Consider the following 21,809-nt stretch of genomic DNA (forward strand, 5'->3'; position numbering starts at 1 on the left):
GTATCAGTCGGTTGAGCCAGGAGACGTTTCCCTTGGGGTTATGGAGAGGGTCATGCGCCGGGGCGCGCCCTCCGCGGATTCGGCACCGGTCGCAGCGCCGGGCGCGGGCGCGGCCTGGCCGGCGGCGACGGGGTCGAACAGCATGATCGGCGCGCCCGGCATCACGGTGCTGATGGCGTGCTTATAGACCAGCTGGGTGTGCCCGTCGCGGCGCAGCAGCACGGAGAAGTTGTCGAACCAGGTGATGATGCCCTGCAGCTTCACGCCGTTGATCAGGAACACCGTCACGGGGGTCTTCGACTTGCGAACGTGGTTCAGGAACACGTCCTGCACGTTCTGGGATTTTTCGGCGGCCATATCGGCCTCCCTTCTTATTTTTGCCGGAAGAAGCTCGGCACCGGTCCACGGTCATGGCGTGGTCCGGTCGCTGCTTCCGGGCGTGGCTCTCCATCCGGCTTCTGAAATCCTAAGCCGGCATCATCCTATTTCGACCGAGCGGAGATACTCCGCAAGCGCCTTCGCATCTGCGAAATGCATATCCGGGTTGCAGGCGCTCAATCCGCCATCATGGGATGCATCGCCCAGCAGCACCGCGGTCACTCCCGCGTTGCGGGCGGCCACCATGTCCAGTGCGGTGTCGCCCACATACCAGGCATCGGGGCCGGGCCGCACCCCGCAGGCATCCAGCACGGCATGGATGGGCGCGGGGTCGGGCTTGTCGCTGGCCAGGTCACCGGCGCCCAGCGCCTTGTGGAAGAAGTCGTCCCAGCCGAGATGCGCGATTTCGGCGCGCAGCAGCGGGCCCTGCTTGTTGGACACGACGCCGAGCGGCGCAACATCCCGCGCCACGGCCAGCATGGCGGCCGTGCCGTCCAGCGGTCGCAGCACCTTCAGGTGCTCGGCGCGCACGGCCTGCATGAAATGGTCGCGCGCTTCCTCCCAGCGTTCCCCGAACAGGGTCGGGAAGCTCTCGCGCATGGATTTGCGGGTGTTGGCCAGCACTTCCGTCATGGTCCATTCGGGCATGGCGAAGTGCCGGAAGGCGGCGTTCAGCCCGGCCTGGATGGCGAGCCACCCGTCGGCCAGCGTGTTGTCCCAGTCGAAGACGACAGCTGTGGGGCGCAAGTCAGGCGCCCCGCTCATCCGCATGCACGCCCAGGAACTTCAGCTTGCGGTGCAGGGCGCTGCGCTCCATGCCGACGAAGGTGGCGGTGCGGCTGATATTGCCGCCGAAGCGCAGCAGCTGGGCTTCCAGGTACTGGCGCTCGAACAGCTCCCGCGCGTCGCGCAGGGGCAGGGTCATGATCTCGCTGCTGCGGTCGAGCTTCAGCATGGCGGGCGCCGCAGAGCCCACCTCGGGCGGCAGCATCTCGGACCGGATGGAGGAGCCGGCCTCGCCGGGGGCCATGATCAGCAGCCAGTCCACCAGGTTGCGCAGCTGGCGCACATTGCCGGGCCATTCATAGCTCTGCAGGGCGGCCATCGCGTCATCGCCGATCTCGCGCACCGGCATGCCGCTGGTTTCGCTGCTGCGGGCCATGAAGTGGCGCGCCAGGGCAGGGATGTCCTCACGCCGTTCCCGCAGGGCGGGCACGCGCAGGGGCACCACTGCCAGGCGATAGAACAGGTCCTCGCGGAAGCGGCCGGCCTGGATCTCGGTCTGCAGGTCGCGGTTGGTGGTGGCCAGCACGCGCACATCGACATTGATGCGGGAGGACCCGCCGATGCGCATGAAGCCCTGGTCCTGCAGCACGCGCACGATCTTGCCCTGGGTTTCGAGCGGCATGTCCGCCACCTCGTCCAGCAGCAGGGTGCCGTTATGGGCGCGTTCCAGCAGGCCCGGGCGACGGGGGGTGTCGGCGCTGGCCTCCAGGCCGAACAGCTCTTCCTCGATGCGGGCGGGGTTCATGGTCGCGCAGTTCAGCGCGACGAAGGGGGCATCGTTGCGGCGGGACCGCGAATGGATCATCCGCGCCACCACCTCCTTGCCGGCACCGGCCGGGCCCGAGATCAGCACGCGCGAACCCGTCGGCGCCACGCGGTCCACCGCCTGCTTCAGCTGGGCCACATGGCTCGAGATGCCGACAAGCTCGTTCTCGGCGCCGGCGCGCATGCGCAGCTCGCTCACCTCGCGCCGCAGCTTCGCGGCCTCCAGCGCGCGGGCGACGATCAGCAGCAGCCGGTCGGTCTTGAAGGGCTTCTCGATGAAGTCATAGGCGCCAAGCTGGATGGCCTGCACCGCCGTCTCGATGGTGCCGTGGCCCGAGATCATGACGCAGGGAAGCTCCGGGTCTTCCTTGACCATGGCCTTCAGGATGCCGAGCCCGTCGAGCTTCGACCCCTGCAGCCAGATGTCCAGGATGACCATGGACGGGCGCCGGGCATGGAAAGCGGCCAGCGCCTGGTCGCTGTTGCCTGCCTCACGCGTGTCGTAGCCCTCATCGGAGAGGATGCCCTGGATCAGCGCGCGGTTGTCCGGCTCATCGTCCACGATCAGGATGTCATGCGCCATCCCAGCTTCCCCTCACGCCCCTTTGCATCTCATCCCCGGGCATCTGCCCCGGGCGTCTCCTCCATGGCACGATCCCCGCTGTCGCGCCAGGGCAACACCAGTGATACCCGCGCACCACAGCCGCTGCCGTCCTCGGTGGGGGGGGCGTCCTCGATGACCAGGCGGCCGCCATGGTCTTCCATGATCTTCTTCACGATCGCGAGACCGAGGCCGGTGCCCTTCACCTTGTGCGTCACATAGGGCTCGGTCAGCCGGTCGCGCTCCTCGCCGCCCGGCAGGCCCACGCCGTCATCCGTGATGGCGATCACCGCCCATTCCCCCTGGCGGGAGACATCGACGCCGATGGCCCCCGGCCCCTCGCGCATCGCGATGGCGTCCGCTGCATTGGTCAGCAGGTTGGTCAGCGCCTGGCCGATCAGCCGGCGGTCGCAGGGGGCCAGGATGGGCTCCTCGGGCGAGGTCAGCGTGTAGCGGATGTGCTGGTGGGCCTCCCGCTGCAGCACCAGCGCTTCCTCGGCGATGCGGCGCAGGGGCTCGGGCCGGATCACGGGCTGGGGCATGCGCGCGAAGGCCGAGAACTCATCGACCATGCGCCCGATATCGCCCACCTGGCGCACGATGGTGTCGGTGCACTGGGTGAAGGTCTCGGGGTCCTCATGGATCTGCTTGAGGTAGCGGCGCTTCAGCCGTTCCGCCGAGAGCTGGATGGGCGTGAGCGGGTTCTTGATCTCATGCGCGATGCGGCGGGCCACATCGGCCCAGGCGGCCTGGCGCTGGGCGGTCAGCAGGGCGGTGATGTCGTCGAAGGTCAGCACATAGCCGCCCGTCGCCCCCTCCTCCTCGGTTTCCGGGGAGATACGGGCGAGCAGGGTGCGGCGTTCGCCCGGCGCGCCGATGCGGATCTCGGCGGTGGCGGTGCCGCGGCCGCGCAGGGCGGCGGCGAACAGGTCGGCGAATTCGGGCAGGACCTCGGGCAGGGGGCGGCCGGCCATGGGGTCCAGGTCGATGCCCAGCAACTCGCTCGCGCGGCGGTTGGGCAGGTGGATGGAACCATCGGCATCCAGCCCGATCACACCGGCCGAGACACCGCCCAGCACGCCCTCGGTGAAGCGCCGGCGCTCATCGTTCTGGCGATAGGCTTCCATCAGCTCATTGCGCTGGGCGGCCAGCTGGTTGGTCATGCGGTTGAAGGCGCGGGACAGGGTCTGCACCTCATCCTCGCTGGTGCCTTCCTCGACCCGCACCGACAGATCACCCGAGCGCACGCGCTCCGCAGCATGGATCAGCTTGCCGATCGGGCGCGCCAGCTGGTTGGCCAGCACCAGGCCGATCAGGATCGCGGCCAGCAGCACCAGCAGCGCCGCGATGGCGAAGATCATCACGAAGGTGATCTGCAGCCCTTCACGGTTGCGGTCGAGGTTCTGGTACGCTTCCACGGCACTTTCCGTGCGGCGCATGTGCTCGATCACCTGCGGGTCCACCGGCCGGCCGATCATCAGCAGCAGGCCGGTGGAGGGGGTGAGGGCCACCAGCGCGCGGGCGCGGTCGTTCTCGTCGCCCGTCAGCACCGCCACCTCGCCGCGCTGCGCATCCTCCACCGCCCAGGGGGGCGGGGGGTCGAGCAGGAAGGAGGTGGAGATGCCGGCATGGGCGATCACGCGGCCCAGCACCGGCTCGAACACCACGGCCTCCGTCAGGCCGCGCACGCCGGCCTGGTTGGCCAGCACGCGCGCGAAGGTCAGGGACTGGTCGGGCAGCAGCACCACGGCGCGGTTCAGGTCATTGGCCATCGCGAAGGCGTCGGCGCGGATGTTCTGCTGGTGCTCGGCCAGATAGGCGCGGGAGGCGGCGAGCGAGGCTTCGAGCGCGGTGCGCACGCGGTCGCTGAACCAGCTCTCGATGCCCAGGTTGAAGAACAGCGCGGCGAAGCCCGCCATCAGCATGGACGGCACCACCGCCACACCCGCGAACAGCAGCACCAGCCGCGTGTGCAGGCGGGAGCCGGCATAGCCGCGCCTGCGGTCCGCCCACATGCGCACCAGCCGCCCCGACAGCGCCACGAACAGCAGCAGGATCAGCGCCAGATTGCCGAAGGCCAGCGCCACGACCATGCCCGGCCGCGTGCCGCCGCCGAAGGGGCTGCCATCGGCCAGCACCACGAAGGTGCCGATGCCCATGGCCAGCGCGCCCAGCGCCAGGCTGAGCGTGACGAACTTGCCCAGCAGTATGTCGGTGATCCGGCGCAGCAAGGGGCGCCGGGGGCGAGTGCCCCCAGCCCCGGTCGCCGAGGCCGGGGCGTTCGCCATCAGCTGATGCCGCGCACCACGGGCAGGTCCAGCTCACGCAGCTTCTTGCGCAGCGTGTTGCGGTTCAGCCCGAGCATGGAGGCCGCCTTGATCTGGTTGCCCCGCGTGGCGGACAGCGCGAGCCGCAGCAGCGGGCGCTCCACCTCGGCCATCACGCGCTCATGCAGGTCGCGCACCGGCACGCCGTCCTTATGGGCGGCGACGAAGGCCTTCAGGTGGCGCTCGACGGCCTGTTCCAGCGTCTCCTGGCTGCGGGGGGCGCCATCGGGCGCCACCTCGGCCTCGGCCAGCTCCGCGGCCACCTGGGCGTCGTCCAGCGATTCCTGCGGATAGAGGGCCGCGAGGCGCCGCATCAGGTTTTCCAGCTCGCGCGCATTGCCGGGCCAGCCATGGCGCTTCAGGCGCTCGATCGCGCCCGGCGTCAGCTGCTTCAGCGGCAGGCCGGAGGCCTTGGCGCGCTCCAGGAAGTGCTTGGCCAGCAGGGGGATGTCCTCCACGCGCTCCCGCAGGGGCGGCAGGCGGATGGGCACCACGTTCAGGCGGTAGAACAGATCCTCGCGGAACAGCCCGCCGCGGATGGAGGCGCGCAGGTCGCGGTGGGTGGCGGCCACGATGCGCACATTGGCCTTGATGGGCGTGCGGCCGCCGACGGTGGTGAACTCGCCTTCCTGCAGCACGCGCAGCAGGCGGGTCTGGGCCTCGGGCGGCATGTCGCCGATCTCGTCCAGGAACAGCGTGCCGCCGGCCGCCTGCTCGAAACGGCCCACGCCGCGCGTCAGCGCGCCGGTGAAGGCGCCGCGCTCATGGCCGAACAGCTCGGATTCGATGAGCTCACGCGGGATGGCGGCCATGTTGATGGCCACGAACGGCCCCTGCCGGCGCTTGCCGTAATCGTGCAGGGCGCGCGCCACCAGCTCCTTGCCGGTGCCGCTCTCGCCCGTGATCATCACCGTCAGGTCGGTGGTCGTGAGGCGGGCGACGGTGCGGTAGATCTCCTGCATGGCCGGGCTGCGCCCGATCAGCGGCAGCTTCTCGGGCATGGCGCCGTCGGTGGCTTCTTCCTCCACCGCCTCGGCGGGCTTGGCCAGGGCGCGTTCCACCACGCCCAGCAGCTCCTTCAGGTCGAAGGGCTTGGGCAGGTATTCGAAGGCGCCGCGCTGGGCCGCCTTCACCGCGGTGGTGAAGGTGGATTGCGCGCTCATCACCAGCACGCGCAGCTCGGGGCGCACGCGCTTGATGCGGGGCAGCAGGTCCAGGCCGTTCTCGTCCGGCATCACCACATCGGTGATGACCAGGTCGCCCTCGCCATCCTCCACCCAGCGCCACAGCGTGCTGGCCGAGGAGGTGGCGCGCACCGCATAGCCAGCGCGCGACAGCGCCTGGGACAGCACGGTGCGGATGGCGCGGTCGTCATCCGCGATCAGGATGGATCGCGAGGTCGTATCGTTCATTCAACGTCACCGGCAGGGATTTCGCCCGGGGGAGGCACGGGCAGGGACAGGCGGAAGGAGGTGCGGCCCGGGCGGCTGTCGCATTCGATGAGCCCCCCATGGTTGGCCACCAGCTTGGCCACGAGCGCGAGGCCGAGGCCCTGGCCGCCGCGCTTGGTGGTGATGAAGGGCTCGAACAGGCTGGAACGCAGATGCTCGGGAATGCCGGGGCCGTTGTCGCGCACGATGATCTGCAGCGGCAGGTGCACCCGTTCCTGGGTGCCCGGCACCGCGATGCGCAGCCCGTGGTGATAGGCCGTGATCAGGTGGATCTCACCCACCGCGCCGCTGTGCCCGCCGGTGGAGACCGCCTCGGCCGCGTTCTTCACCAGGTTCAGCAGGATCTGGATCAGCATGTCGCGGTTGCCCCAGACCGGGGGCAGGGAGGGGTCGTATTCCTCGATGAAGCGCAGATGCGCCGCGAAGCCCGACTGCGCGATGCGCTTCACATGGTCCAGCACGCGGTGCGGGTTCACCGCCGTGCGCTCGATCGGCCGGTCGGAGAACATGTCCATCCGGTCGATCAGGTTGCGGATCCGGTCGGTTTCCTCCTGGATCAGCGTGGTCAGCTCGCGGTCTTCCTCGCTGGCGGATTGCTCCAGCAGCTGCGCCGCGCCCCTTATGCCCGAGAGCGGGTTCTTAATCTCATGTGCGAGCATCGAGGCCATGGCGGTGGCGCCGCGCGCCGCCCCCATGAAGTTCAGCTGGCGGTCCAGCATCTGCGCCTTGCTGCCGTCGGTCAGGGTCAGCACCACCGCACCCTGCATGTCCGCGAAGGGGGCCGCAGTGGCGGAAATGCCGGTGCGGTGCAGGCGGGGGCTTTCCAGCACCAGCTCATGGTCCGCCACGGGGGCATCCTGCAGCCGCACCTGCCGGATGACCGCGAACAGCCGCGTGTCGTTCGGCAGGAAATCGGACAGCGCCATGCCCGTCAGGTTCGCGGCCGAAAGCTGGAAGAACTGTTCCGCCGCGTGGTTCACGAAGCGGAAGCGGTCCTCTCCATCCAGCACCACGGTCGCCATGGGCAGGGCAGAGAGGATGGCCGCGGCATCGGGCGGCGGCAGGTCGGGGTTTTCGGGGATGCTGCCCCCTTTGCCGGGCAGCACCTTGCGGGCGAGGCTGGCGAGCCGGCCGCTCATGCCGCGAGCCTCTCGGCCGGGGTTTCGATCAGCGGTCGGTAGAAGCGTTCCATCATGGCCTCTGCCTGGGCGGGGTCATCCACCGTGTTGATGGCGGAGCGGAACTCGGCGCTGCCGGGCAGGCCCTTGGAATACCAGGCCAGATGCTTGCGGGCCATGCGCACGCCGCCCACCACGCCGTATTGCGCCAGCATGGCGCGGTAATGCGCCAGCATGATCGCGTATTGCTCGGCCAGCGACGGGTCGGGGATGATTTCCCCGGTCGCGAGGTAATGGGCCACCTGGCGCGGGAACCAGGGCCGGCCATAGCAGCCGCGCCCGATCATCACCCCATCGGCCCCCGAGCGTGCCAGCGCCTCGGCCGCGTTCTCCACCGTCACGATGTCGCCGTTCGCGATGACGGGCAGGCTGACGGCGGCCTTCACGCTGGCGATGAAGTCCCAGTTGGCGGTGCCGGTATAGAGCTGCTGGCGGGTGCGGCCATGCACCGTGATCAGCTTGATGCCGCATTCCTGCGCGATGCGCGCCAGCGTCGGCGCGTTCAGGCTGTTGTGGTCCCAGCCCATGCGCATCTTGAGCGTGACGGGCACCGAGACGGCCTTCACCGTCGCTTCCAGGATGCGGGCGGCCTTGATCTCATCCCGCATCAGGGCGGAGCCGGCCATCTGGCCGATCGCGACCTTCTTCACCGGGCAGCCGAAATTGATGTCGACGATGGCGGCACCGCGGTCGGCGACCAGCTTGGCGGCCTCGGCCATCACCTCGGGCTCGCAGCCGGCCAGCTGGACGGAGGAAGGCGCACCGTGGCCCTCAACCTCGGCCATCATCAGCGTGGCGCGGTTCTCCCGCACCATGGCCTGGCTGGCGATCATCTCGGAGACGACGAGGCCGGTGCCGAGCTCACGCGCGATGCGGCGGAAGGGCAGGTCGGTCACGCCGGACATCGGCGCGAGGATCACCGGCGTGTCGATCGTGACGCCCGGCGCGAGCGCGATCGGCTTCAGCGGCGCGGGCGAACGCGCGGAAAACGGCGGATTTGCTGGCGCTGACATCTTACCTGCAGGCGCTTCGGGGGGCGTTTCGCTGCACAACATGTGGGCATCCATATCAAGTGCGCGCAAATTGGGCAATATGCTGAAAGAGCGCGCCTGAATTATCGGCGGAAAACCGCGGTCTCACGCGGGGTTGGGCGCAATGCCCGGCCTGTGCGCCCCGCTATACCGCATGGCGTCGGTTTGGGCTATGCGGGGCGCCATGGATGTAGTCGCACTGTTGATGGCGGGCGGGCAGGGAACGCGCTTCGGCGCGCCGGAACCCAAGCAATACCTGCCCCTGGCGGGCCGGCCCGTGCTGCGCCACGCGGCCGAGGCCCTGCTGGCCGAGGGATTCGTGGCCGCGATCCAGCCCGTGGTGCCGGCGGGCGACGAAGCCCGCGTGGCCGCGATGCTGGAAGGGCTGCCCACCCTGCCGCCCGTGCCGGGCGGCGCCACCAGGGCCGAGTCGGTCCGCGCCGGGCTCGCGGCGGTGGCCGCGCGCGCGCCCGATGTGGTGCTGGTGCATGATGCCGCCCGCCCCGTGGTCCCGGCGGGCACCGTGCGCAATCTGCTGGCGGCGCTGGAAAGCCACCCGGGCGCCATTCCGGCCCAGCCTGTCTCCGATACGCTGAAGCGTGGGGAGGACGGCATGATCGCGGCCACCGTGCCCCGCGCCGGCCTGTTCCGCGCCCAGACCCCGCAGGCCTTCCGCCTTTCCGCCCTGCAGGCCGCCCATGCCGGCGGCGATGAGGGCACCGACGACGCCGAGCTGCTGGAACGCATCGGCCTGGCCGTGGCGCTGGTGCCCGGCGCCGAGAGCAACATCAAGATCACCTGGCCCGAGGATCTCACGCGCGTGACCATCGCTTCCCCGCTTCTGCTGCCGCGCGTCGGCACCGGTTATGACGTGCACCGGCTGGTGCCGAACCGTCCGCTGGTCCTGTGCGGCATCACCGTGCCCCACACGCTGGGGCTGGACGGCCATTCGGATGCCGATGTGGGCATCCATGCCCTGTGCGACGCGATCTACGGCGCGCTGGGCGAGGGCGACATCGGCGCCCATTTCCCGCCCAGCGAAATGAAGTGGAAGGACGCGGACAGCGCCCAGTTCCTGATCCACGCGGCCCAGCGCATCAAGGCGCGCGGCGGGCGGCTGATCAACGCCGACGTCACGCTGATCTGCGAGCGCCCGAAGATCCGCCCGCATGTCGAGACCATGCGCGCCCGCCTGGCGGAGCTGCTGGGTGTTGAGATCGGCCGCATCGGCGTGAAGGCCACGACCAGCGAGCGCCTGGGCTTCACCGGCCGCGAGGAAGGCATCGCCTGCCAGGCGGCGGTCAGCGTGCTGGTCGCGGAGTAGCTACCCCACCGCCGCCACGCATTCGATTTCCAGCAGGAATTCCGGCACCGGCAGCGCCACCACCACCGAGGTGGTGCGCGCCGGCAGAGCCTCGGCCGGGAAGGCCGCGCGATACAGGCGGTTCATCTCCGCCACGTCGCCCGCGCGGGTCAGCAGCACATTCACCTTCAGGATGCGCGTCATGTCGGTGCCGGCATCGGCCAGCACCAGCTTCAGGTTCGCGATCACCTGGGCGAACTGCGCGGCGAAATCGCCGGCAGCGATGTTGCCCGCCGTGTCCAGCGGCGCCAGGCCCGAGACATACAGCGTGTTGCCGTGGGCGACTGCCATTGAAAAGGGCGGAAAGGGCCTGGCATCGGCAGGCGTGGCATAGCGCGTGATTTTTTCCATGCCCGGCACGCTACACGCCGGGCGTGCGGCGCTGCAAACTGCCGCGCATGGCACAGATCGACACCGCCCGTTTCATCGCCGACCTGCAGGAGCTGCGGAAGATCGGCGAGTTCAAGACCGGGGTGCACCGCCCCACCTACACCCCGCAGGACATGGAGTCCCGCCGCTGGCTGATGGACCGCATGGCCGAGATCGGGCTGGAGCCCTCGATGGACGGCGTGGGCAACGTGCTGGGCAAGCACAAGGGGCCGGGCATCAAGCTGCTGGCGGGCAGCCATATCGAGACGCAGAACGAGGCCGGCTGGCTGGACGGCGCGTTGGGCGTGGTCGCGGGCCTGGCGCTCGCCCGCGCCGGGCTGCCGGTGGATGTCGTCGCCTGCGCCGATGAGGAAGGCCATTACGGCGGCTTCGTGGGCAGCCGCAGCCTGACCGGCATCCTGACCGAGGAGCAGATCGACGCGGCCAGCAACCGCACGACCGGGCAGACCCTGCGCGAGGCCCTGGCCGGCGCTGGGCTCGCGGGGCTGCCGCGCCCGCCGCTGGAGGCCAGCCGCTACAAGGGCTTCTTCGAGATGCATATCGAGCAGGGAACCCAGCTGGAGAATGCCGGCCTGCGCGCGGGCGTCGTCTCGGGCATCGTGGCGATCTGGCAGTGGAAGATCGTCATCGAGGGCAACCAGGACCACGCGGGCGGCACCACCATGGCCGAGCGCCGCGACGCGGGGCTTACCGCCGTGCGCCTGCTGGCCGCCATCGACCAGGAATTCCCCCGCCATGTGGGTGAGCGCACGACCTGGACCACGGGCCGCATCGCGCTGGAACCGGGCGCGCCCTCCATCATCCCCGGCCGCGCCGAGATCCTGTTCCAGTTCCGCGACATCAGCACCGAGAAGCTGGCCGAGCTGGAGACGGTGCTGCGCCGCCTGATCCAGGAGAGCAACCGGCGCGAGAAATGCCCCGCACGCCTTGAGGCGGTGTCGCTGTCCAAGCCCGCCATGTGCGACCACGCCATGATGGCCTGCCTGGCCGAGGCGGCCGAGGCCGTGCAGCCCGGCTGCTGGCAGAAGATGCCCTCGGGCGCCGGGCATGATTCGCAGTACATCGCCAGGCTGATGCCGGTGGCGATGCTGTTCACGCCCTCCATCGGCGGCATCAGCCACCACTGGAGCGAGGATACGAAGATCGAGGATCTGGAGCTGTGCATGCAGATCCTGGGCGGTGCCGCGGAGCGCTTTCTGGCGGTCTGATGAACTCTGCCGCCCCGGTCTTGTGGCCGGGGCTGGGGGCGGGCTAGGAAGAAGGCAGTGTCTCCGTAGCTCAGCAGGATAGAGCACAGGATTCCTAATCCTGGGGCCGTGGGTTCGAATCCCGCCGGGGACATACCTTCTTTCTGGTTGAAATTATTAAGTTTATTGGTTGTGCGCTCTACGCGATTCCCGCTGACCCTACGGCGCTGACCGGACATTGACCGGACGGGTGGTCCAGTTGCCGCCCTAAGGGCACGAATCGGTGGCGTCGTTCAGCTACCCACCAATGTCTCTCAGGAGCGCGCCGCCCGTCGCCCGATCAGCCGCAGTGATGAAGATCCAATCGTGCCTGTCCTGTGCGTCACGCCACTCCCCGCACAGACGTTCGTAGGTCGGCCAGCGCATCCACTTCGGCTTTGGAGGTGGGCTAGCATCAGCCCCCTGATACGGCGCCCCGAGACGGGCATAGATGCGCCTGAGCCGCCGGTGGCTTCGGTCGTTGGCATCCTCACCGCGGCTGTCGTGCATCAGGCGGTAGGCGCCCGCGCCACGTGAGGCGAAACGGGAGCCTCCGTTGGGCAGGATCAGCACTCCGCAGCGGCGATAGCTGAACGGGCAAGTCCACCACCATCTCCTACCGCCGAAGGGGCAGGGCGTGGTTTCAAGTCTTATGACCTGCTCCTGAGGCCCAGTGCGACCACAGGGCATATCGATGTCGAAGTGTAGGGTTACCTGTCCAGCCTCTCGCTCCATGGAGAAGTCGGCAAGCACCTGATGCCGTACGCCGCCTGAGCCCGAGTGAGGCCATCGCCATCCCGCCCTGAAGTTCAGGCGCTGCCCGTCTGCGAGCTGGGCGATCCGAGTTCGATGCTTCCGCGTGGCCTGGCATACCTCCAGGGTAAGGGAGGAGCAGCTTTCGATTGTGTTCCAGATCCTCGGCCTTCCACGGGCCATGTGTGTGCTCCTGAATTTCCAAATGGCGTCATCAATCAGCCAAGGCATCCATCGCCGCCGCATGCTCGAACACCGCCTGCTCTGTGGCTGCTTGGACCGTTTCCCAGAGCTGACTGTCCATCTCGAATGAGGCGATGTCCGGCCCTGCAGGGAATGGTTCTGCCTTTAGGCCTGCTTTACGGAGGCGGCGCACCAGGACTCGGAGACGGATCCCTCGCACCTCGACGGTGGCGATGACACGCGGGGTCCGGAAGTGACCCGGCGGGATGCTGATCTCTTTGACGATGGGGCGTTCATGATTGGGGGGGGCATGTCGTGATCTCCACGAAGGCGCCTTGGCGCAGATGGACAGGGGGATGGCATGGCCAGCATCGCCATCCGCGGGGTTCGTCGTTGGGCCTCCACCAGCGCCCTCCGGATCGGTCGAGCCGGCCACAACAGCGGCACCAGGCGCCGGGTGGGGGCTGGTCCATAGGAGCGCCGCCGGGCAAACGGGCCAGGGAGTAGGAGAACAACCCGTCCCGCAGAGGATCGGGATCACTCGGCACGTATGGCCTCGGGCTGGCCGGCTGGCCGTAGTGATCCGCCAGGGCCTCGCGTTCTGCGTCGTCATGCACGGACAACACCCCCGGACCGGTCGATTGGACTTCGGCCAGAACCCCCGAATGCATAGGGGTCATAGGGGTCATAGGGGTCTGGTTCGCGATCAGAAGCGCCGCGATGTCATCGCGATACCGTCGAAGGTCTGACAGGACGGCCTCGGGAGGCGGGGTGTCCGCCTCCATCCCGACAGTCCCGCCCGGCAGGAGCGTCAGTTTCACGCCGGCCGCCTGGGCTTGCTCCATGGCATGCGCGGCGCTCATAGAAGGCCACTCCACGGCTTGGCCTCGACCGGCGCTTCGGGTTGGCTGGTGACGGCGCTCTGCCCCACGGCCTGGCGGAGCGCGTACTTGTCGCCGCTCCACTTCCCCTCGGCCGCGCTATGGATCAGGACGAAGCCGGCCGCCCGGGTGCCGATCAGCGCCCGCACCCTAGCTTGGAGATACTGCCGGCCGCGGCTTGCCGGGTCCGCGACATCGCGCACAGCCTCCGCCAGGTCCTTCACGCCGATCGCGCTGGAGCCGTGCGCCTCCCACCAGGCGTTGAAGATCTCCGCCACGTTTTGCCTGCGAGGGTCACGAGCCTTAGCATCCGCCACGCGCGCAACCGGGTCCTGGCAGCCAAGGGCCAGCAGCGGGTCGCGGCACCAGCGCCCCCAATCGTTGAAGGATCCCAGAGCCCGGCCGGCTGGCAACTGACCATCCATCTGCCGGCCCCAGCGCCAGATCGTCAGGACATCCGTCAGCAATGCCTTTCGCTCGACCAGCGTGTCGCGCAGCAGGTCGCCGCGGAAGTCACGGGCCTCGGGGTCCTCCATGTTGGCGTCCAACTCCACCGTCAGGAAGCGACGCGCCATATCCTCCGACAGCAACAAGCCATTGCCAGTCGCCGCGACGAAGGCGGTCGGGTTGAGCTGGATTGTCGTGCTGCGCCCTAGGGGGCGCACAGCCGCCGGCCGTTCGGTGATGGCCGAGGCCAGCACGTCCGACTTGAGGGCCATGCCGTTCACGTTGTCGAGGAACAGCGTGGGGCCCGCCTCCATCAACGCGGCGGTGATGCGCTTGTCCAGTTCCTCCGGCGACGCGCCCGCCGTCATCGCCACCGGCCGGGCACCGAAGGCCACTGCGCAGATGGCGCGAACCAGCAGCCCTTTGCCGGTGCCGGCGCCGGAATACTCAGGCGCTCGCACCAGCAGGCCCGGCGCCAGCCACAGACAGGGTCGGCAAACCGCGGTCACTAACGCACAGAGAAACGCGCTCTCGTCGGCGCCAGGCGGCTTGCTGGTGTCCACCACCGTCACCACTGTCTCCGGCTCCTGGACGCGCTCGCTGTCTGCGAAGGCGAAGGTGCGGAACCAGCGGCGCAGCCGGTGCAAGGCGGCGGAGGCGTCGTCGCGGCTGGGCCGTTCCGGCACGTCCACGCTGGGAATGCGCTCGCACCACAGATGGGTTTCGGGATCGTAGCCCTCGACGGCGCGCAGTGAGCCGTCCGCATGCAACAGCGGCGCCGAGGTGATGCCGTCCAGCGGGCGAAGGCCCCAGCGGTCGCGGTCATCGAGGTAGAGTTTGGCGACGCGCTCGGAGAGGGTCACGTCGCGGCGCTCCGTGCTGCCGTCCTTGAGCCGCACCCATTGCCAGGGGCGGGCGATGCGATGGGCCTCCGTCACCACGCCGCTGTGTGTCAGCAGCTCGACCACGAAAGCATCGCGGGTGCGATCCCGCGCGACACGAGCCGGGCCGCCACGGTCGAACAGATGCGGCTGAGCTGCCAGCAGACCCGCCAACTCGCCCGCGGTGTCCGGGAGATCGGCGGCATCGACGAACAGGTCGGCACGCCCGCGGGGATCGACAGGCGGTTCGTCGTTCGGCCGTACTGCTCGTTCGGCTTCGCGCTTCTCGCGCAATGCCTCGGCCCGCAGCGCGTCAAACTCAGCGACCGGGACACGATGCTTGCGCGCTATCTCGAGGCGGGCGGCAAGCCAGTCCTCCCGTGGCATATCGGCAGCGCGCGCGACATCGGCACGGAGCGCGTCACCGGGGCTCTCGCACCGCGCCACCTCGGCCACCGCAGAAGCGAGCATGCCGATCACCATCTCGGCCGTCGTTCCCTCTGGGAGCGGGTCCGCAACATCCCACCTGGGTGGCCAGGCTTCGGGAACTGCGACAACACCAACACGGGCGGCACCGACAGCGGTGACTGCCTTCACCACCTCGGCCGCGGCCTTCCTGCCCGAAGGGTCGTTGTCCGGCCACACGGCCACGACACGGCCGCGCAGCGGGGACCAGTCGGCCTTGCCCACCGCGTTCGATCCGCCCTGCCAGCAGACGGCCACGAAGTCGGGGAACAGCGTGCCCGCGGCGTCTGCCGCCTTCTCGCCTTCGACCACCACCACCGGGGCGTGAGGCCGGGCGGCGAGGCGATCCAGCCCATAGAGGGGGCGGGGATCGGCGGGTGCCTTCCAGCGCCAGCCCTCGGAGCCGCAGGTCAGCGGCAGCACCTCTTTGCCGCCGTCCGCCAAGTCAAAACGGCAAACCGCAAACAGCAGGGCGCCATCATGATCGCGATAGCGCCAGGTCGCGGCGGGGGTGCCGTGCCGGCGGTGCCGAATGTTGTCGGGCGGCGGCTGCGCCGCAGGGCCGGCAGGCTCGGCGGGCAATTCCGGGGCATATACGACCGGACCTGCGTCGAGAGGGGCGAAGGGATCGTGAAGGCCATCAGCCATGTGCCGCATCCTCCATGCCCAGCATGCGGGCGAGGCGACGGGCCGCCTCATCCTGCGAGATACCGGCCACCGCCGCGGCCAGGCTGATCGGGTCGCCGCCCTTGTCGCCGGTCGCGAAGTCGCACCAAGCGCCGGCACGCTCACCGCGAAGGCGAACACGGAGGCTGTCCCCCGTGTCGCCGCGGAGGCTGCCAACGTGCCATTCGTTCCCGATGGGGCAGCCACCGGGAAGCAGTCGCGCCAGCACGTCCGGGAGGCGTGCCACGGCCGCGCGGTTGATCAGGCTGAAGTTCGGCCGGGCAGGGGCGTTGGCGATCCGGTCAATGGCCTCCACCTGACGCGGCGACAGCGGCCGGCGCTGGGCTTGGCGCTGGACGTCTTGCAGGAAGGCCCGCAGGCTGTGCGACAGGTCGGGCCGCGCCAACGCGGCGGCCAGGGCCTGGGAGTGCGTATTGTTCGGGTCCATCAATCCAGCCCCATCACGTCGATGCGGGCGCGCGCATTTAGCGCGTCCACGGGGTTCTGATAGGCGATGCCGATAGCCCCGCCTTCGGCCAGCGTGGCTTTGGCGATGCTGAGGCCCTTGGCGTCCAGCCACTTCAACGGGCGGTGGACCACCAGCAGCGCCGAGACGCCGCCGCCCATGAAGAGGGCAGGCAGGTCCGTTTTGTCGGGATCGTAGGAGGCCATGACCACATGGCTGTGCGTCGTCGGCAGATCAGGGAGGCTGACCAGGCTCCGCACGCGGGTGTGCAATTCGCTCACAGCGGCACCCCCACCCGGTGGGCCACGCGGTCCACGGCTTCACGCGCAAGGCCGAGGGCCACAGCGCGGCGAATGTCGATGTCCTGCACCTCGCCCATGAGATGCTGGCCGGCCCCCATCGCGGCGGCGTCACGCACGGCCTGGGGAGGCTCGTTGCGCAGGAGAGCCGCGGTGGCGGCCACCTCGGCGCCATACAGCGCATCCGCGAGCAGCGTGTTGATTTCCTGCGGCGGGTCGTTGAGTTCGGTCTCGTCCATCAGATGATGCCTTCCGCGCGGTAGGCCGCCGACATCGCCTTGTTGACGATGCGGCCGGCCACCAGCCCGATTTCGCGGGCGTCGTTGATGATGAAGCGCAACTCCGGGATGGCGGCCATCAAGCCACGTTCCAGAGAGAGCCCGTAAGATTCGCGGCCAGCCACAGAGGCGCGGACGGCGGCCTCGGCGGCTTGCGCAGCCCTGGCCTGTGCCTCGCGCAACTGCTTCGGCGTGATGTCGGGCGACGGCATCAGAAGGGGATGTCCATGGGGTCGTCGCTGCGCTCGCCCCACTGGGCTACCCAAGCAGCGCGGCTGGCCAGCGCATGCGCGATGGCGTCGAGTATCCCGGCATCGGCGGTTAGGCGCTCCAAGATTGCGCGCGCCTCCGCCGTTGCTTTCAGTTCCTCGTCCTCTTGGTCATCCGCAGAAAGGTCGGCCTTCTCGGCCGCCATCATGCGTTCCAGCGCCTTGTCGTAGGCGAGGGCCAGCATCGCACCGGCATCGTTCACACGGAGGGGCGTCACGTTGCTCATGCCACACCGTCCCGGCGGGCGAGCGCAGCCATCGTAGTGCCGACGAGCGCCAGCCAGGGGCGGCGCATATGCCCGGTGGCGGCGGCCATCACAGGCTCGCCGTCCGGGGTGGTGACGCCATGCAGATAGACCAGCCGGCGGGGCTCATCAGCCGCGCAGATGGGGGAGCGCATGGTGCTCTGGGTGATCTTCTGGGGGCCAGACGGAATCCGGGCGTCGAGCGTTTTTGCGGTCATTGGGGTTCTCCAAAATGCGGGAACCCGGCGGTTTGAGGCTTGAGCCTTAAGGCCTCAGGCGCTACATCAGGGATGTCGATTGCCCAGATGTTTTGCTAGAAGCCTTCCGTCCCGCCGGGCGGAGGGTTTCTTTTTGCTTACGGGTTTATGTTCTTGCCGTTTCGGATCGCGGGGGCAGCGTCGAGCTTCTGCTGAGCGAGCGCGAAGAGCTCTTTCGTCTCCACCACCGCCTTGCCGTTCACGCGCCGCCAGGTCAGGGGCCAAGCCTCGAGCGTACGTTTGCTGATGGGGAACATGTACTGCGTCAGCAGTGCCGCCCCCGCACGGCGGTCAACGCGGGGCGGGATCTTAGTGAAGTCGAGCAACGGAAACTCGGGGATCATTGGTAGCTCCTCGTCACGTTGCGGGACGTTGCTTCCCGCAGGGCTCCGTGGTGCCAGAAGAAACATGAGTCCACGAGCAATGCCGGTTCACCAAAACCCCAACCTGTTCAGTAAAACCCCTACTCGCCGTCCTTGCGTTGCGCTGTGTCGAACGCCGCAGCGATGTCGGCTCGAAGATCGCGTCTATGCGCCTTAGAGGCTTCAGGGTCGGCGGCGTCCTGAGCAGCAATAAGAAGGATTTCCCGCTCGCGCTGCTCTCGATACCGAATGTATCGAGGATCCTTCCTGGCTTGGCTGATCGCAGCCTTTGATTTCTGTGCGAGAGTCTTGGCCATGACGTGCTTACCCGTCGTGTTACTGAGCGCTTCCTGCTCAGCCAAAGGGAACCACCACGCAGGCATTCCAAGAGACAACCTGTTCTCGCGGACGCTCCCGCCGATTGCTGGTGCGTCGGGATCAACACGGGGTCGTCCATTTTTCTTCCCTGTGGGCCGATAGGGCATAGTCGCCTCCGCTGGGCGTCCGCATGTGTGGTTGGGGAAGGCTGCGCGGTGCGGAAGTCCGCGCGGGCTGGCCGGCCCTGCCTCCCCCAGCTCTCGGCTAGGCGTCGTGCTTCGGCGCCAGCGATGGGAAAAAGGAATGGATCGGCGGCTGGTCCGTGACTTGCAGGGTCAGGTTCAAGACTGCTCGCAGCAGAACCGCCACAAGCGCGTGTTCGGTCGTGTGCCCCGCTTGCAGGTCAAGCATTTCAGGCCGCCCCACCAGCACCGCATTCGCAAGCTGGAACAGCCCCAACAGCGACCACACGGGCCGATTAGCCAGCTCGCCAGCCACCTCCCGCTGTTCGGCCAGGACAGGCCCCAGCGCCGCCACCATGGCGTCGAAGTCCAGCTCGCTTTCCTCGATTTCGATTTGTCGAACGGCCAGCTCCCCGAAGCGTGCGGCGGTGCGGATCACCTCCGCATCCACGTCCATCGCGCCAGCACGATCGGCAAGGGTCTGCATCCATTGCGCCGTCTCGCGGCGAAGGGACACCATATCATCGGCCATTGGTGCGGCCCTCCATCTGCGCGGAAGGGGGCGACGCGGCGCTTGTTCTCACGCCTCGATTATCCACCATTTCGGCCCCGGGCTGCAACGATCTGTTCCCACCCTGTTCTGCCCCAGCGCGGCGGCCAGCTCGCGCAGCAGCATGCCCACCAGGCGCTCATCCTCGCAGCGCTCGGAACCTGCCGCGTCGTCCAGCAGGACTGGGCGCCAGGCGATCACGGCGGCTACGCGCGCCCACATGCCGGCGGCGGTGGCGGCCGGTGGCAGCGCCATCAGGGCGGCGCTCACCTCGGACAGCTCGGCCGACACCTCGTCGCCTACCCGCTCCATGTCATCGTCTGACAGGCCCTCAAGGTGCAGGTTCCAGAGGCGAGTGTTGAGGCGCTGAAACTCGTCGCACAGCGCCAACAGGGCCGCGTCAGGGCCGCCGGAGGCTTTCGGGGCGGCATGGGTAGCCGCCAGCGCCACAGAGGCGCCAGCGGCCACAGGAAGGGCCAGGACGGCCCTACGGTCCATGGAGGGGGTCATGCGGCCTCCACCGGCTGCGGGCTCATCGTGCCCAGCAGCGGGCACAGCTCGGGCGCCAGCCGGGCGAAGTCCCGGGCGAGGCTCTGCATCAGGCGTTCGGATGAACGGCCCATGGCCTCGATGTGGGGCAGCAGCGTGGCCGCCTTCGCCAGCAGGTCATCCCGCGTGATGGCGGGCGTCGCGGCCAGCTCATCAAGCGCCAGATGGGCGGCGTCGAGCGCGGCCAGGGCGGCGGGCGTCTCGCCTCTCTCATCCTCGAAGGGATGCACCGCCAGGACCGCAGCCTCAGCCGCCGCGCTGGCATGCGCGCGTTCCAGCACCAGGACGGTATAGCCGGGTGCGATGTTGGGCCGGGGGCTCATGCTTCATCCCCCAGGGCGAGGAACGGGTTCATGCGTTCCGGCATCAGGAAGCCAGCTACGGCAGGCGCCAGCACCTTGCCCGTGGATTGCTCCAGCGCATGGCGGGCGCTCCACAGGGCGCGGGCAATAGCTTGGACGTGCTGCTCGTCCTCAGGCGAGACGTAGATCTTAACCAGTTGCAGGCGGCTGAATGCCACACTGATGGCGAAGGCGGCGCCTTCTAGCGTCTCGGCCGGCCCCCAGGTCAGTTGATCTTCCAGGGCCAGGGCGCGGGATTGGATCGTGTCGTGCTTCGCGGTGGCGGCCACCTTGTCGGCGTGGCTCGCCCCACCGTGATGAGCGGAAAGCGCCGACAGCTCGGCGGCATGCTTCTTGGGCAGCAGGCGGGCCAGCTTGGCGCCCACCTCGGCCAAAGGGCAGGCGCGCCCCATATCCGGGTTCGCCAGCCGGCGGTGCAATTCGGGGCTCATGCCGCACCGCCTTTCACGCGGAGCACAGGCCCCTCATTCGTCGTGGGCCTACCCAACAAGGCATCCTCGGCCGTCTCGCCCGCGTGGGCGATCTCCACGACCAGGCGGCGCGTAATCCAGTCCTGGGCGTGCTCAACGCGGCCCATTTCAAGGCGGTCCTCGCCTGCGTGTTCGGTTTGGTAGTCAGCGAGGATGCGCAGCGCGCGAATGCCGCCCTCGCAATCCATGATCCGGGTCGAGACGTTACTCAGCCCTTTCCGCATGGCTTCATGCTCGGCGGCCATACGGCGGCCGAAAGCCTCGAAGTCACGGTAGACATTCACAGCTTCATCGCGCTGCGCCTGCATCGCGTCGCGCTCGGCCTGCATGGCATTGAAGGCGGCCAGGGTGGGGCGCGTGCGCTTGCGGGCAGCGCCGGGCGCGCATGATTCATCTTGGGGATTGCCCGGGCGCACCTCGGGCGTATAGGCGTGTTCAGCCATGACGTGCTGTTCCTTCAGCTCGTTGCGGTCAGGCCGGGTAGAGGGCTCCTAACCCCTCTGCTCGGCTGCAATTTCTTGCGCCGATATCGCAACAGGGTTACGATCCAACGTCAAGTGGAATCGTAACGTGGTTCAGAAACTTCTAGCTGTGCAATGCAAGATGGCCCGCGCTGCCACCGGCCTTGGTGTCCGTGAATTAGCCCGTTTGGCGGAAGTTTCGACGGATACGATTGCCCGCCTTGAACGCGGAGAGCTACTCAAGCCCGCAACCCTCGACGCCATCCGCACGGCCTTCGAAGAAGCTGGCGTGATTTTCGTGGATGAGAACGGGGAAGGGCCTGGGGTCAGGCTGAAGAAGGGCGGCAGTGCTTAGCTGCTCGTCAGCATCAACAGCACGACTGCAAGGGTTGCAGCGCAGGGTTTCACAGGCTCGGATTTTCTCTCCACCAAGAGAATCTGATCGAGAGAATGCGGCTTAAGGCCATCCCTCTCAAATGATCCTCGAACATCCAATGAATGTCAGGATTCTGGTTCTAATTGGCTTAATTGAGACGTTTTGCCTTGACGAATATTGCTGGTAGCAGGCGTTATCTCCGCTTATCGGAGGCCCATCATGAAGAAGCACATCCCCCTTCTGTCCCTCGCGGCCGCTGTTGCCGCGTTGCCGACGATTTCCGAGGCGTCCCGCACGCCGGAGTCTACATCTGATAGCACCGAGAGTCAGCGCTCTAGCTCGATGCGCATTATCCCAAATCAGATCGTTATGTCCGGGGACGATCTCTTTGGCTTCCTTGTGACAAGAGCCGAAGACGGCACGGTAATTGCTCAGCATTCGTCGCACGTCTCCCATAGTTCCCACGCGTCGCACCGCTCTCACTACTCTGGCAGGTAGTCTCAGAAATGCCTGAGGTTGTGGTAACATTTGCACCCGAGGCTCAGTCTGAAGGGGCCCTACGAGAAGCCGCTTATCGCGTGGCAGCGCTGGCT

Annotated in this window: 26 protein-coding genes and 1 tRNA gene; 5 read left to right on the plus strand and 22 right to left on the minus strand. The window is 68.1% G+C overall.

What is annotated here, in order from left to right:
- Positions 1-3: 3 nt before the first annotated feature.
- The 7 genes from hfq to dusB all read right to left on the minus strand — a co-directional run bounded on the left by hfq (position 4) and on the right by dusB (position 8,499).
- Positions 4-357 (minus strand): RNA chaperone Hfq, encoded by a 354-nt coding sequence (gene hfq / locus EOD42_RS07435; protein WP_240655040.1) that lies wholly within the window; start codon positions 355-357, stop codon positions 4-6.
- A gap of 120 nt (positions 358-477) precedes the next feature.
- A complete protein-coding gene (locus tag EOD42_RS07440; protein ID WP_240655042.1) occupies positions 478-1,125 on the minus strand; it encodes an HAD family hydrolase in 648 nt (215 codons plus the stop codon).
- 1 nt (position 1,126) lies between these two features.
- Positions 1,127-2,512 carry a nitrogen assimilation response regulator NtrX gene (gene ntrX, locus EOD42_RS07445; protein WP_127786874.1) on the minus strand — a complete coding sequence of 462 codons (1,386 nt, stop codon included), beginning with the start codon at positions 2,510-2,512 and terminating at the stop codon, positions 1,127-1,129.
- Positions 2,513-2,541: 29 nt separating this feature from the next.
- Complete coding sequence (locus EOD42_RS07450; protein WP_127786875.1) at positions 2,542-4,818, minus strand: sensor histidine kinase NtrY-like; 2,277 nt, start codon at positions 4,816-4,818, stop codon at positions 2,542-2,544.
- A complete protein-coding gene (ntrC, locus tag EOD42_RS07455; protein WP_127786876.1) occupies positions 4,818-6,269 on the minus strand; it encodes a nitrogen regulation protein NR(I) in 1,452 nt (483 codons plus the stop codon). The genes EOD42_RS07450 and ntrC overlap by 1 nt, the downstream gene beginning before the upstream one ends.
- Complete coding sequence (locus tag EOD42_RS07460) at positions 6,266-7,447, minus strand: two-component system sensor histidine kinase NtrB (RefSeq protein WP_127786877.1); 1,182 nt, start codon at positions 7,445-7,447, stop codon at positions 6,266-6,268. Before EOD42_RS07460 ends, ntrC begins: the two co-directional genes overlap by 4 nt.
- On the minus strand, positions 7,444-8,499 hold the full coding sequence (gene dusB / locus EOD42_RS07465) for a tRNA dihydrouridine synthase DusB (RefSeq protein WP_127786878.1): 1,056 nt from the start codon (positions 8,497-8,499) through the stop codon (positions 7,444-7,446). Before dusB ends, EOD42_RS07460 begins: the two co-directional genes overlap by 4 nt.
- Before the next feature lie 202 nt (positions 8,500-8,701).
- Here dusB and ispD point away from each other — a divergent pair, with 202 nt between their 5' ends.
- Positions 8,702-9,841: a 2-C-methyl-D-erythritol 4-phosphate cytidylyltransferase gene (gene ispD / locus EOD42_RS07470; protein ID WP_127786879.1), complete on the plus strand. Its 1,140-nt coding sequence runs from the start codon at positions 8,702-8,704 to the stop codon at positions 9,839-9,841.
- Here ispD and EOD42_RS07475 read toward each other — a convergent pair whose 3' ends face one another.
- Positions 9,842-10,231, minus strand: coding sequence for a RidA family protein (locus EOD42_RS07475; RefSeq protein ID WP_127786880.1), 390 nt, complete (start codon positions 10,229-10,231; stop codon positions 9,842-9,844). It lies immediately after the preceding gene.
- Positions 10,232-10,278: 47 nt separating this feature from the next.
- On the opposite strand from EOD42_RS07475, the gene EOD42_RS07480 reads away from it, so the two are divergent.
- Together EOD42_RS07480 and EOD42_RS07485 are read left to right on the plus strand one after the other, a co-directional pair.
- A complete protein-coding gene (locus EOD42_RS07480) occupies positions 10,279-11,478 on the plus strand; it encodes a Zn-dependent hydrolase (RefSeq protein ID WP_127786881.1) in 1,200 nt (399 codons plus the stop codon).
- A gap of 59 nt (positions 11,479-11,537) precedes the next feature.
- Positions 11,538-11,611: transfer RNA gene (locus EOD42_RS07485), tRNA-Arg, on the plus strand.
- Between the two features lie 1,680 nt (positions 11,612-13,291).
- Here the strand turns inward: EOD42_RS07485 and EOD42_RS07490 are convergent.
- From EOD42_RS07490 to EOD42_RS07560, 14 genes are all read right to left on the minus strand, one after another.
- Positions 13,292-15,754, minus strand: coding sequence for a hypothetical protein (locus EOD42_RS07490; protein ID WP_127786882.1), 2,463 nt, complete (start codon positions 15,752-15,754; stop codon positions 13,292-13,294).
- Positions 15,747-16,220: a hypothetical protein gene (locus EOD42_RS07495; RefSeq protein WP_240655044.1), complete on the minus strand. Its 474-nt coding sequence runs from the start codon at positions 16,218-16,220 to the stop codon at positions 15,747-15,749. Before EOD42_RS07495 ends, EOD42_RS07490 begins: the two co-directional genes overlap by 8 nt.
- Positions 16,220-16,519 (minus strand): hypothetical protein, encoded by a 300-nt coding sequence (locus tag EOD42_RS07505; protein WP_127786883.1) that lies wholly within the window; start codon positions 16,517-16,519, stop codon positions 16,220-16,222. Before EOD42_RS07505 ends, EOD42_RS07495 begins: the two co-directional genes overlap by 1 nt.
- Positions 16,516-16,776 carry a hypothetical protein gene (locus EOD42_RS07510; protein ID WP_127786884.1) on the minus strand — a complete coding sequence of 87 codons (261 nt, stop codon included), beginning with the start codon at positions 16,774-16,776 and terminating at the stop codon, positions 16,516-16,518. The genes EOD42_RS07505 and EOD42_RS07510 overlap by 4 nt, the downstream gene beginning before the upstream one ends.
- The gene (locus EOD42_RS07515; protein ID WP_127786885.1) at positions 16,776-17,027 is read right to left on the minus strand and encodes a hypothetical protein; all 252 of its coding nucleotides are present in this window, start codon (positions 17,025-17,027) and stop codon (positions 16,776-16,778) included. Before EOD42_RS07515 ends, EOD42_RS07510 begins: the two co-directional genes overlap by 1 nt.
- The gene (locus tag EOD42_RS07520; protein WP_127786886.1) at positions 17,027-17,311 is read right to left on the minus strand and encodes a hypothetical protein; all 285 of its coding nucleotides are present in this window, start codon (positions 17,309-17,311) and stop codon (positions 17,027-17,029) included. Before EOD42_RS07520 ends, EOD42_RS07515 begins: the two co-directional genes overlap by 1 nt.
- Entirely contained in the window at positions 17,308-17,547 is a 240-nt protein-coding gene (locus EOD42_RS07525) for a hypothetical protein (RefSeq protein WP_127786887.1), read from the minus strand. Before EOD42_RS07525 ends, EOD42_RS07520 begins: the two co-directional genes overlap by 4 nt.
- Positions 17,548-17,684: 137 nt before the next feature.
- A complete protein-coding gene (locus EOD42_RS07530; protein ID WP_127786888.1) occupies positions 17,685-17,930 on the minus strand; it encodes a hypothetical protein in 246 nt (81 codons plus the stop codon).
- A gap of 119 nt (positions 17,931-18,049) precedes the next feature.
- Positions 18,050-18,265 (minus strand): hypothetical protein, encoded by a 216-nt coding sequence (locus EOD42_RS07535; protein WP_127786889.1) that lies wholly within the window; start codon positions 18,263-18,265, stop codon positions 18,050-18,052.
- Positions 18,266-18,530: 265 nt separating this feature from the next.
- Positions 18,531-18,980, minus strand: a complete 450-nt coding sequence (locus EOD42_RS07540) for a hypothetical protein (RefSeq protein WP_127786890.1) — start codon at positions 18,978-18,980, stop codon at positions 18,531-18,533.
- Positions 18,981-19,028: 48 nt separating this feature from the next.
- Positions 19,029-19,496 carry a hypothetical protein gene (locus tag EOD42_RS07545; RefSeq protein WP_127786891.1) on the minus strand — a complete coding sequence of 156 codons (468 nt, stop codon included), beginning with the start codon at positions 19,494-19,496 and terminating at the stop codon, positions 19,029-19,031.
- Between the two features lie 8 nt (positions 19,497-19,504).
- A complete protein-coding gene (locus tag EOD42_RS07550) occupies positions 19,505-19,870 on the minus strand; it encodes a hypothetical protein (RefSeq protein ID WP_127786892.1) in 366 nt (121 codons plus the stop codon).
- Positions 19,867-20,340: a hypothetical protein gene (locus EOD42_RS07555; protein ID WP_127786893.1), complete on the minus strand. Its 474-nt coding sequence runs from the start codon at positions 20,338-20,340 to the stop codon at positions 19,867-19,869. The genes EOD42_RS07550 and EOD42_RS07555 overlap by 4 nt, the downstream gene beginning before the upstream one ends.
- Positions 20,337-20,822, minus strand: a complete 486-nt coding sequence (locus EOD42_RS07560; RefSeq protein ID WP_127786894.1) for a hypothetical protein — start codon at positions 20,820-20,822, stop codon at positions 20,337-20,339. The genes EOD42_RS07555 and EOD42_RS07560 overlap by 4 nt, the downstream gene beginning before the upstream one ends.
- A gap of 127 nt (positions 20,823-20,949) precedes the next feature.
- On the opposite strand from EOD42_RS07560, the gene EOD42_RS07565 reads away from it, so the two are divergent.
- Positions 20,950-21,195 carry a helix-turn-helix domain-containing protein gene (locus EOD42_RS07565; protein ID WP_276318133.1) on the plus strand — a complete coding sequence of 82 codons (246 nt, stop codon included), beginning with the start codon at positions 20,950-20,952 and terminating at the stop codon, positions 21,193-21,195.
- Between the two features lie 240 nt (positions 21,196-21,435).
- Positions 21,436-21,714 (plus strand): His-Xaa-Ser repeat protein HxsA2, encoded by a 279-nt coding sequence (gene hxsA2 / locus EOD42_RS26630; RefSeq protein ID WP_206020287.1) that lies wholly within the window; start codon positions 21,436-21,438, stop codon positions 21,712-21,714.
- The last annotated feature ends 95 nt before the right edge of the window (positions 21,715-21,809 follow it).

Source organism: Rhodovarius crocodyli (assembly GCF_004005855.1).
GTDB lineage: Bacteria > Pseudomonadota > Alphaproteobacteria > Acetobacterales > Acetobacteraceae > Rhodovarius > Rhodovarius crocodyli.

Coding starts and splice junctions, on each gene's coding strand:
- hfq (WP_240655040.1), bottom strand. CDS start 357: ATGGCCGCCGAAAAATCCCAGAACGTGCAGGACGTGTTCCTGAACCAC.
- ntrX (WP_127786874.1), bottom strand. CDS start 2,512: ATGGCGCATGACATCCTGATCGTGGACGATGAGCCGGACAACCGCGCG.
- EOD42_RS07450 (WP_127786875.1), bottom strand. CDS start 4,818: ATGGCGAACGCCCCGGCCTCGGCGACCGGGGCTGGGGGCACTCGCCCC.
- ntrC (WP_127786876.1), bottom strand. CDS start 6,269: ATGAACGATACGACCTCGCGATCCATCCTGATCGCGGATGACGACCGC.
- EOD42_RS07460 (WP_127786877.1), bottom strand. CDS start 7,447: ATGAGCGGCCGGCTCGCCAGCCTCGCCCGCAAGGTGCTGCCCGGCAAA.
- dusB (WP_127786878.1), bottom strand. CDS start 8,499: ATGTCAGCGCCAGCAAATCCGCCGTTTTCCGCGCGTTCGCCCGCGCCG.
- ispD (WP_127786879.1), top strand. CDS start 8,702: ATGGATGTAGTCGCACTGTTGATGGCGGGCGGGCAGGGAACGCGCTTC.
- EOD42_RS07475 (WP_127786880.1), bottom strand. CDS start 10,231: ATGGAAAAAATCACGCGCTATGCCACGCCTGCCGATGCCAGGCCCTTT.
- EOD42_RS07480 (WP_127786881.1), top strand. CDS start 10,279: ATGGCACAGATCGACACCGCCCGTTTCATCGCCGACCTGCAGGAGCTG.
- EOD42_RS07490 (WP_127786882.1), bottom strand. CDS start 15,754: ATGGCTGATGGCCTTCACGATCCCTTCGCCCCTCTCGACGCAGGTCCG.
- EOD42_RS07495 (WP_240655044.1), bottom strand. CDS start 16,220: ATGGACCCGAACAATACGCACTCCCAGGCCCTGGCCGCCGCGTTGGCG.
- EOD42_RS07510 (WP_127786884.1), bottom strand. CDS start 16,776: ATGGACGAGACCGAACTCAACGACCCGCCGCAGGAAATCAACACGCTG.
- EOD42_RS07515 (WP_127786885.1), bottom strand. CDS start 17,027: ATGCCGTCGCCCGACATCACGCCGAAGCAGTTGCGCGAGGCACAGGCC.
- EOD42_RS07520 (WP_127786886.1), bottom strand. CDS start 17,311: ATGAGCAACGTGACGCCCCTCCGTGTGAACGATGCCGGTGCGATGCTG.
- EOD42_RS07525 (WP_127786887.1), bottom strand. CDS start 17,547: ATGACCGCAAAAACGCTCGACGCCCGGATTCCGTCTGGCCCCCAGAAG.
- EOD42_RS07530 (WP_127786888.1), bottom strand. CDS start 17,930: ATGATCCCCGAGTTTCCGTTGCTCGACTTCACTAAGATCCCGCCCCGC.
- EOD42_RS07535 (WP_127786889.1), bottom strand. CDS start 18,265: ATGGCCAAGACTCTCGCACAGAAATCAAAGGCTGCGATCAGCCAAGCC.
- EOD42_RS07540 (WP_127786890.1), bottom strand. CDS start 18,980: ATGGCCGATGATATGGTGTCCCTTCGCCGCGAGACGGCGCAATGGATG.
- EOD42_RS07545 (WP_127786891.1), bottom strand. CDS start 19,496: ATGGACCGTAGGGCCGTCCTGGCCCTTCCTGTGGCCGCTGGCGCCTCT.
- EOD42_RS07550 (WP_127786892.1), bottom strand. CDS start 19,870: ATGAGCCCCCGGCCCAACATCGCACCCGGCTATACCGTCCTGGTGCTG.
- EOD42_RS07555 (WP_127786893.1), bottom strand. CDS start 20,340: ATGAGCCCCGAATTGCACCGCCGGCTGGCGAACCCGGATATGGGGCGC.
- EOD42_RS07560 (WP_127786894.1), bottom strand. CDS start 20,822: ATGGCTGAACACGCCTATACGCCCGAGGTGCGCCCGGGCAATCCCCAA.
- hxsA2 (WP_206020287.1), top strand. CDS start 21,436: ATGAAGAAGCACATCCCCCTTCTGTCCCTCGCGGCCGCTGTTGCCGCG.